An 8,677-nucleotide genomic window follows, 5' to 3' on the forward strand; every position below is an offset into this window, starting at 1 on the left:
CCTCAGGCCACCGTCTTGCGGACCTCCGCCTCGAGCGCCGTCCTGAGGCCCGGATCGAGCTTGAGGCGCGAGGCGAGCATGGCGAGGTAGGCCTGCTCGGCCGGGTCGTCCGGGTCGATCGCGAGGCAGGATGCGGCATAGATCTCAACGGCCAGCTCCGGAGTTGTTGCCGCCTTCACAACGGCATCGATGTCCAGCGGTTTCCTGAGCTCGTCGATGACGAAGGCCTTCTCCTCCGTGTCGAGGTCGAGTTCGTCGAGCCTGGCGAAGATGCGGCGATGCTCCTCGGCGTCGATGTGGCCGTCGGCCTTGGCGGCGGAGATCATGGCGCGGAGAATGGCGAGGCTCATCGCGTCGCGCTCGGCCGCGGGCCCCGGCAGGAAGGCGGTGCCCTCCGGCTTCGGCGTGATGTCCTTCATGGCCGGCGGGGCCTCGGGTGCCGGGGCGGCGCTCTTGGAGGCCTGCCACTCGGTATAGGCCTTGTAGGCGAGGCTCGCGAGGGCGGCCGTGCCGCCGAGCTTCACCGCGCCCTTGGCCATCTTCTTCGAGGTCTTGCCGCCGAGCAGGATGCCGGCAAGGCCGCCCGCCACGCCGCCCGTCGCGAAGCCCTTGACGAAATCGGGCGAGATGCCGCCCTGCTTCGAGGGTGCCTGGGCCTGGCCGGGCGCGGTCTTTCCGCCGCCAAGGAACTGTTCCAGAAGTTTCTGTGGATCGAACATGCCTGCTCCCCGATTTGATCTCTCGTCTTGCCGCGGAAACCGGCGCAAATGGCGCGGATGACGACCGAGTCGCCCGCCACACGCCTGCTGATCGCCGCGGCACCTTTCCTCTTCGTCCTCATGTGGGCGACGGGCTTCGTCGTTGCAAGGCTTTCCGCCCCCCATGCCGATCCGATGACCTTCCTGGCGATCCGCTTTCCATTGGCCGGGCTCCTCTTCGCGGCGATTGCGCTGGCGCTTTCCGCCCCCTGGCCCGGGGCGAGGCAGGCATTTCACGCCACGGTGGCGGGGGCCTTCCTCCATGGCGGCTATCTGGGGCCGGTCTACTGGGCGGTGGCGCATGGCATGCCGGCGGGCGTCTCGGCGCTGATCGTGGGGCTCCAGCCGCTGATGACGGCGATTCTCGCCTCATGGATGGTGAAGGAGAAGATCGCGCTCCGCCACTGGGCGGGCCTTGCCGTCGGCATACTGGGCGTGGCGCTCGTCGTCTCGCCGAAGCTCGAGGCCGGGTTTTCAGGGGGCATCACGCCGGTGACGACCGCCGTCAACGTGCTGGGCGCGCTGTCGATCTCCTTCGGCTCGGTCTACCAGAAGCGCTTCGGCACGGCGGTGAACCTGGCGAGCGGCGGGGCCTGGCAATATGTCGGGGCCTCCGCCGTGGTGATCGTCCTCGCCCTCGCCACGGAGGAGATGCGCTTCGACGGCTCCTTCAATGCCTTCTTCGCGCTCGCCTGGTCGGTGGTCGTGCTGTCGCTGGGCGCCATCACGCTGCTGATGCTGCTGATCAGGCTGGGCGACGTGGGCCGCGTGTCGAGCCTCATCTTCCTCGTGCCGGGCGTTTCGGCGCTGATGGCCTACGGCCTTTTCGGCGAAACCCTGAACCTTGTGCAGATCCTCGGCATGGCGGTGTGCGCCGCCGCCGTGCTCGTCGTCACGCGGAAACCGCCGCGCCCCGCCTGAGGCGCTCCAGCGCCTCGCGCGCCCTGGCGCGATGGGCCTCGGTCACGTGGTTCCTCACCACGTTGAAAGCGGCGGCCAGCACCGCGAGGTCGTCGGTGAAGCCGAGGCCCAGCACGATGTCCGGCACCACGTCGACGGGAAGGATGAAATAGGCGAGCGCGCCCAGCAGAATGCCCTTGGCCCTGAGCGGCGTCGCCTTGTCGAGGGCGCAGTAATAGGCCGCCAGCAGGTCTTCCGCGAAGGGCACCTTCGCCAGCACGCGGGCGAGCTTGGGCAAGAACTTCTCCCTCACCTCGGCTTCCTTCCGCCTCACGTCCATTTCATGGTCCTCCGCAGCCCGACACGAAACGGCGCATGAGATGGTGAAGGTCGGCGCGGTTTTCAAGCCTCAGCGGTTGGCGAGATAGAGGCTCAGCATCAGCACGGCGATCGCCAGCGCCTGCAGCCCGACGCGCCAGCGCATCAGCTTCTGGGAGGTGTTGGAGGAGCCGCCGCGGAACATGTTGACGAGGCCGAGGATCAGCACCACGAGCACCGCGCCCACCGCGATGTAGCCGATATAGTCGATGATCAATGTCGTGCTCCGGAAGATCGAGGGTTTCGGGGCGAACCCATGGGCCGGTGCGGGGGTTCCGTCAAGCCGTCACTGGTCGGAGGCCTTGTCGAGCACGTAGTCGAGCAGCCGCTGCGGCAGCATGCGCCTCGCGAAACCCATGTAATGGGTGGGCTTCGTCACGTAGTAGCGGGCCTTCGGCCTCTCCGCCTCGAGGGCGTGGATGAGCTTTTCCAGCACCGCCTCGGGGCCCAGCTTGTAGCGCGCCGAGCCGCCGCGCCCGAGCCTCGCGCGCTGGCGGGCATAGGCTTCCCGGTAATGCGAGTTCGCCTCGTCGATGTTGGCCTCGAAGTTGCGGAGCGAGGTCTCGACGAACTTGCTGGCGATGGGGCCGGGCTCGATCAGGCAAACGTGGATGTTGCTGCCGCGAAGTTCGAGGCGCAGCGTGTCGGAGAGCGCCTCGATGGCGAATTTCGAGGCGTTGTAGGCGCCCCGCCACTTCAGCGCCACGAGGCCGAGCACCGATGAGCACTGCACGATGCGGCCCGCTCCATTGGCGCGCATGAGGGGCAGGCAGTCGCGGGTCAGCTGGTGCCAGCCGAAGACGTTGGCGGCGAATTGCGCTTCCAGCACCTCGCGCCTCAGGTCCTCCACCGCCCCCGGCTGGCCGTAGGCGCCATTGTTGAACAGCGCGTCGAGCCGGCCGCCCGTCCGGCGGGCAACCTCCGCCGCCGCCGTTGCCACGGAAGCGGGCTCGGCGTAATCGAGGTGGAGGGCCTCGAGGCCCTGGGCTCCGAGCCGCGCCAGGTCTTCGGGTTTTCGCGCCGTGGCGAAGACGCGCCAGCCGCGCGCCTTCATGCCCAGCGCAGAGTGCCAGCCGATGCCGGAGGAACAGCCGGTGATCAGGATCGTTCTAGTCATGCGCGATTCTCCGGACGGTTGAGAGGCCGTCATATCGCGCCTCGCCAGGGAGGGGAAAGATGATCGAGAACATCAGCGGCGTCGCCCGGACGGCCTATTACTGCTGCGGCGTGCGGGCGGCCGATGCCGGCAAGCGCGAACCGATCTGCGGCGACCATCTCGCCAGCCTGTTCATGGACGAGGCGGGGCAGGAGGTGTTCGGGCATTTCGCCGATCTCCGCTTTCCCAACGCCTCCAACGCCACGCGCGCCCGCATCATCGACGACTGGCTGCGCGACAGGCTGCTCGCCGATCCCGAGCAGCTCGTCATCTTCCTCGGCGCCGGCTTCGACACCCGCGCCTTCCGGCTCAACGGCGGGCGCTGGGTGGAGGTCGACGAGGCGGGCCTCATCGCCGAAAAGGAGCGCGTGCTGCCGGCCGCCCGCGCGCCCCAGCCGCTCACGAGGCTTGCTGTCGATTTTTCCGCCGAGCGCCTCGAGGACAGGCTCGCGCCCTACGAGGGCGAGTATCCCGTCATCGTCATGGAAGGGGTGAGCATGTACCTCTCGCAGGCTCAGCTCAAGTCCACGCTCTCGGCCGTGCAATGGGTCTTCCCGCGCCACACGCTGATCTGCGACCTGATGAGGAAGGCCTTCGCCGAGCGCTATGCGGCCGAGCTCCGCAAGCGGCTTGCGGCGCTCGGCACCAGCTTTGCCGAGCTCCCCGCCGATCCCGTCAGCGCCATCGCGGCACTGGGCTACCGCCCGATCGCGCGGAGCTCGATCATGGCGCGGGCGCGCGAGCTCGGCGCCGTGCCCTTCCCGAAATTCCTGCTCAACACGCTGCTCCGGCCCCTGCGCGACGGCTATTGCGCGCACGTGTTCGAGGCCGGCCGCTGAGGGCGCCTCAGTTCCCGCCTTCGAGCAGCCTTCTGGCGATCACCTGTGCCTGGATTTCGGCCGCACCCTCGAAGATGTTGAGGATTCGCGCGTCGCAGAGCACGCGGCTCACCTGGTATTCGAGCGCGAAGCCGTTGCCGCCGTGGATCTGCAGCGCGTTGTCCGCCGCCGCCCAGGCGACGCGGGCGCCCAGCAGCTTCGCCATCCCGGCCTCGAGGTCGCAGCGGCGGCCGGCATCCTTCTCGCGCGCGGCATAAAGCGTCAGCTGGCGCGCCGCCATCACCTCCGCCGCCATCAGCGCCAGCTTGTCGGCGATGCGCGGGAAGGCGAGGATCGGCTTTCCGAATTGCGAGCGCTCTCTGGCATATTTGAGCCCGACGTCGAGCGCGCTCTGGGCGACGCCCACGGCGCGCGCCGCGGTCTGGATGCGGGCCGCCTCGAAGGTCTGCATCAGCTGCTTGAAGCCCTGTCCCTCGATGCCGCCCAGCAGGTTCCCGGCCTTCACCTCGAAATCCTCGAAGCGGATCTCGTATTCCTTCATGCCGCGATAGCCCAGCACCTCGATCTCGCCGCCGGACATGCCCTTTGCCGGGAAGGGGTTCTCGTCCGTCCCGCGCGGCTTCTCGGCGAGGAACATCGAAAGCCCGCGGTAGCCCGTCTCCTCCGGGTTGGTGCGGGCGAGCAGCGTCATCACGTCGGCGCGCACGGGGTGCGTGATCCAGGTCTTGTTGCCCGTCACCCGGTAGACGTCGCCGTCCCGCACCGCGCGCGTCCTGAGCGAGCCCAGGTCGGAGCCGGTATTGGGCTCGGTGAAGACGGCGGTGGGCAGGATCTCGCCCGAGGCGATCTTCGGCAGCCACGTCTCCTTCTGCTCCCTCGTGCCGCCGCAGAGGATCAGCTCGCAGGCGATCTCGGCGCGGGTTCCGAGCGAGCCGACCGCGATCCAGCCGCGCGAGAGCTCCTCGGAGACGACGCACATCGATTCCTTCGACAGCCCCAGGCCGCCAAACTCCTCCGGAAGGGTGAGCGCGAAGACGCCGAGATCGGCCAGCTCCCTGACGATCTCCATCGGCACATAGGCGTTCTCGAGGTGCCACTGGTGGGCGTGGGGCGCGACCTTCGTCTCGACGAAGCGCCGCATCGTCTCGCGCATGTCGGAGAGCGTGTCGTCGAGCCCGGAAGAGCCGAAATTCCCGTCCGCGAAGAGTTCGACGAGGCGGTGCCTCGCCTCGGCCGTGTTGCCGCGCTCGAACAGCACGAGGTCGGAAAGCCCCGTCCACTCGCTCCGCATCAGGCCCAGCTCGGCAAGGCGCACGAACTCCCCCTGGTTCATCGGAATGCCGCCCGCCACCTGGTTCAGGTATTCGCCGGCGGCGATCTGCAGCGTCAGCCGCTCGGTCTCGCCGAGCTTGCCCGCCGCCTCCAGGCGTTCAGCGAAGCTGGCGAGCTCGCGGAGCGTCGCGGCATAGGTGGCGAGCCAGGAGAGGCCGTGCGCGGCGTGCTGCTCCCGGTCGAGGAGCCCGGCATCGAGCCGGCCCTGCGGCATCAACCGGGGCGCGAGCCGGGCCTTCGCCCTGGCCAGCAGCGCCTCGACGGCGGAGGCCGCCTGGCCCAGATGGCTCACCAGATGGGGCACCGTGATGCCCGCCGCCGTCCCGCTTTCCACCGCCGCCATGATCGATTTTCCTCACCTCTATGATGCAAGACGCTAGCGCAGAGCATATTGCACTGCAATAATCCCTCCGGCCAACATGCCATAACGTCAGCGCATGCCAAAATTGAGCCGGATTCCTCGAGCATTGCCCCGCCATGGATTTCAGCCACAGGCAGGGTTAAGGTTGCGCACATGAATCAGTTCTGGCGAAAGGGCGCCCTGGCGCTCGGCTTTTCCATCCTCCTCCCCGTCCTGGCGCAGGCCGAAAGCGAGCCGCAGCAGATCGGCGTGTTCGAGGACTGGGTGGCCTATGCCTATGACGCGGCCGATTCCAAGGTCTGCTACGTCTCCTCGACGCCGAAGGCGAGCGAGCCCAAGAACGCCAAGCGCGACCCCGCCTTCTTCCTCGTCACCCACATGCCGGGGCGCAAGCCCCCGGTCAAAGGCGAGGTCTCGACCATCATCGGCTATCCCTTCAAGGAGGGCCTGCCGGTGAAGCTCACGATCGATGCCGAGAATTACGAGATGTTCTCGAAGGGCGATACCGCCTGGGTCGATACCGGCACCGACAAGAAGATCGTCGCCGCCATGAGGGCCGGAAAGTCGCTCAAGGTGGAGGGCACCTCCTGGCGCGGCACCGAAACGGTCGACACCTATTCGCTGCAGGGCATCAGCGCCGCCCTGGCGGCAATCGAGAAGGCCTGCCCCTAGGCCCCGGCCGCTCGCAATTCCGCTCAATTTCGTGCTATGGGGCCGGTCCATGACCACGCTCCTGAAGACAGTCGAGGCGCCTTTGCGCTACATCCCGAACGATCCCCGCCCGTCGCTCATCGGCCTCACCCGCCCGGCGCTGGCGGAGGCGCTCGGGCGCGCCGGCGTGCCGGAAAGGCAGCGCCGCATGCGCGCCGGCCAGATCTGGCACTGGATCTATCATCGCGGTGTCCAGTCCTTCGCGGACATGACCAACATCGCCAAGGACCTGCGCCAGCGCCTCGAGGATGAGTTCGTCATCGGCCGGCCGGAGATCGTCACCGAGCAGACCTCCACCGACGGCACGCGCAAGTGGCTCCTCAGGCTCTCGCCGGACGAGCGCGGCGCCCGCCACGAGGTGGAGATGGTCTACATCCCCGAGGAGGACCGCGGCACGCTCTGCATCTCGTCCCAGGTCGGCTGCACCCTGACCTGCACCTTCTGCCACACCGGCACCCAGAAGCTGGTGCGCAACCTCACGGCGGGCGAGATCGTCACCCAGGTCATGACGGCGCGCGACCGCGTGAAGGACTGGCCGCTCGACATCGAGCAGAACCCCAATCCGCCCCTGGGCGGGCGCTACATCACCAACGTGGTGCTGATGGGCATGGGCGAGCCCCTCTACAATTTCGACAACGTGAAGGACGCGATGGAGATCGTCTCCGACGGCGAGGGAATCTCGCTGTCGAAGCGGAGGATCACGCTCTCCACCTCCGGCGTCGTGCCGGACATTCCGCGCGCCGGGGAAGAGATCGGCACCATGCTGGCGATCTCGCTCCATGCGACGACGGACGAGATCCGCGACAGGCTGGTGCCGCTCAACAAGAAATATCCGATCGCGGAGCTGCTCGCGGCCTGCCGCAACTATCCGGGCCTGTCCAACGCGCGGCGCATCACCTTCGAATACGTGATGCTGAAGGGCGTCAACGATTCGCCCGCCGATGCCAAGCGCCTCGTGCAGCTTCTGAAGGGCATTCCGGCCAAGGTGAACCTCATTCCGTTCAACCCCTGGCCCGGCACGCAGTATGAGTGCTCCGGCTGGGACACGATCGAAGCCTTCGCCGAAATCCTCAACCGGGCGGGCTACGCCTCGCCGGTCAGGACGCCGCGCGGACGAGACATCATGGCCGCCTGCGGGCAATTGAAGAGCGAAAGCCAGAAGCTCCGCGCCAGGGAACGCCTGGCGCTCGAAGCCGGGGCATAATCCCCCGCCGCGGGCCGCCGCGACAAACATGCATTTGCAATCCATCTTTTCTGCTCCTAGCTTGGGGCGGAACGAAAGGAGCTTTCCCCGCGATGGACCACGCTGCCCGCCGCGCCGCCGTCACCGCCGAGATCCGGGCGCGCACCGGCATCGACGACGAGATGATCCGCCGCCTCGTGCACGGCTTTTATGACAGGGTCCGGGCCGATCCCGTGCTGGGGCCGGTGTTCGCGGCCCGCATCGAAGACTGGGAGCCGCACCTGAAGCGCATGTGCGCCTTCTGGTCCTCCGTGGCGCTCTTGACCGGCACCTATCACGGCAGGCCCATGCAGGCGCACCAGCAGCTTCCCGTCGACGCCCGCCATTTCGACCGCTGGCTCCAGATCTTCGAGGCCGCCGCCCGGGACCTCACCCCGCCCGCCGCCGCAGACCTCTTCATCGACCGCGCCCGGCGCATCGCCGAAAGCCTCGAAATGGGGATCGCCATGCAGCAGGGCGTGATGCTCGCCACCGGCCAGCGCTTCCGCCGCGACGCCGCCTGAAAAAAGTTCCCCTTCTCCCGCCCGCAGAATGGGAGAAGGTGGCGCGGGCACGCGCCGGATGAGGGCCCTTTCCGCCTCCTTGGCCCGAACGGAACCCGCCCAAGCCCGCCGGGTTTTCCTTCTCCATGTCACGGCTCTATCACTACACCTCGGTCAACGGCCTGCGCGGCATCATCGATTCCGGCAACATCTGGGCCACGCATCTGGGCTTCCTCAACGATCTCTCGGAGGGCAGGGCCGTCCAGGCGGACGAGGCCTGGCGCGCCAGGCTCGAGGAGATGGACAAGCGCTCGCCGCTCTTCATCGCCTCCTTCTGCCGCCACCAGGAGCCGCACCAGCAGAAGAACGGCCTTCTCTCGCAGTGGCGTGGTTATGCCGGGGAGGGTGGCGGCTATTGCGTGGTCTTCGACGAGGAGGCGCTCGACGGCCTCGTCGAGGCGGAGCGGCGGATCTCGCCGGGCCTCACCATCCTCAAGAAGGACATCGTCTATGCGGG

Annotated in this window: 10 protein-coding genes and 1 pseudogene; 6 read left to right on the forward strand and 5 right to left on the reverse strand. The window is 67.7% G+C overall.

The annotated features are described in order from the left end of the window. Positions 1 to 2: 2 nt before the first annotated feature. On the reverse strand, positions 3 to 719 hold the full coding sequence (locus ACK4HL_RS04925; RefSeq protein WP_409756928.1) for a tellurite resistance TerB family protein: 717 nt from the start codon (positions 717 to 719) through the stop codon (positions 3 to 5). A 57-nt stretch (positions 720 to 776) separates the two neighbouring features. Here ACK4HL_RS04925 and ACK4HL_RS04930 point away from each other — a divergent pair, with 57 nt between their 5' ends. Beyond that, positions 777 to 1,679 carry a DMT family transporter gene (locus tag ACK4HL_RS04930; protein WP_409756929.1) on the forward strand — a complete coding sequence of 301 codons (903 nt, stop codon included), beginning with the start codon at positions 777 to 779 and terminating at the stop codon, positions 1,677 to 1,679. Here ACK4HL_RS04930 and ACK4HL_RS04935 read toward each other — a convergent pair. The 3 genes from ACK4HL_RS04935 to ACK4HL_RS04945 form a co-directional block, all read right to left on the reverse strand. Next, complete coding sequence (locus ACK4HL_RS04935) at positions 1,651 to 1,998, reverse strand: YkvA family protein (RefSeq protein WP_409756930.1); 348 nt, start codon at positions 1,996 to 1,998, stop codon at positions 1,651 to 1,653. The genes ACK4HL_RS04930 and ACK4HL_RS04935 overlap by 29 nt on opposite strands. A 69-nt stretch (positions 1,999 to 2,067) precedes the next feature. Beyond that, the gene (locus ACK4HL_RS04940) at positions 2,068 to 2,253 is read right to left on the reverse strand and encodes a twin transmembrane helix small protein (protein WP_409756931.1); all 186 of its coding nucleotides are present in this window, start codon (positions 2,251 to 2,253) and stop codon (positions 2,068 to 2,070) included. A gap of 69 nt (positions 2,254 to 2,322) precedes the next feature. Next, complete coding sequence (locus ACK4HL_RS04945) at positions 2,323 to 3,153, reverse strand: SDR family oxidoreductase (RefSeq protein ID WP_409756932.1); 831 nt, start codon at positions 3,151 to 3,153, stop codon at positions 2,323 to 2,325. A gap of 59 nt (positions 3,154 to 3,212) precedes the next feature. Between ACK4HL_RS04945 and ACK4HL_RS04950 the strand changes: the two genes are divergently transcribed. Then, the gene (locus tag ACK4HL_RS04950; RefSeq protein ID WP_409756933.1) at positions 3,213 to 4,031 is read left to right on the forward strand and encodes a class I SAM-dependent methyltransferase; all 819 of its coding nucleotides are present in this window, start codon (positions 3,213 to 3,215) and stop codon (positions 4,029 to 4,031) included. 7 nt (positions 4,032 to 4,038) lie between these two features. Here ACK4HL_RS04950 and ACK4HL_RS04955 read toward each other — a convergent pair whose 3' ends face one another. Beyond that, complete coding sequence (locus ACK4HL_RS04955) at positions 4,039 to 5,706, reverse strand: acyl-CoA dehydrogenase family protein (RefSeq protein WP_409756934.1); 1,668 nt, start codon at positions 5,704 to 5,706, stop codon at positions 4,039 to 4,041. 171 nt (positions 5,707 to 5,877) lie between these two features. On the opposite strand from ACK4HL_RS04955, the gene ACK4HL_RS04960 reads away from it, so the two are divergent. The 4 genes and pseudogenes from ACK4HL_RS04960 to ACK4HL_RS04975 all read left to right on the forward strand — a co-directional run. After that, the gene (locus tag ACK4HL_RS04960; protein ID WP_409756935.1) at positions 5,878 to 6,396 is read left to right on the forward strand and encodes an invasion associated locus B family protein; all 519 of its coding nucleotides are present in this window, start codon (positions 5,878 to 5,880) and stop codon (positions 6,394 to 6,396) included. Positions 6,397 to 6,445: 49 nt separating this feature from the next. Further along, positions 6,446 to 7,639 (forward strand): 23S rRNA (adenine(2503)-C(2))-methyltransferase RlmN, encoded by a 1,194-nt coding sequence (gene rlmN / locus ACK4HL_RS04965; RefSeq protein WP_409756936.1) that lies wholly within the window; start codon positions 6,446 to 6,448, stop codon positions 7,637 to 7,639. 92 nt (positions 7,640 to 7,731) lie between these two features. After that, positions 7,732 to 8,181 (forward strand): group III truncated hemoglobin, encoded by a 450-nt coding sequence (locus ACK4HL_RS04970; protein ID WP_409756937.1) that lies wholly within the window; start codon positions 7,732 to 7,734, stop codon positions 8,179 to 8,181. Between the two features lie 125 nt (positions 8,182 to 8,306). Then, positions 8,307 to 8,677: pseudogene (locus tag ACK4HL_RS04975) on the forward strand (hypothetical protein); the annotation flags it as partial.

The sequence above is a fragment of the Aestuariivirga sp. genome (genome assembly GCF_046294715.1).
Classification (GTDB): domain Bacteria; phylum Pseudomonadota; class Alphaproteobacteria; order Rhizobiales; family Aestuariivirgaceae; genus Aestuariivirga.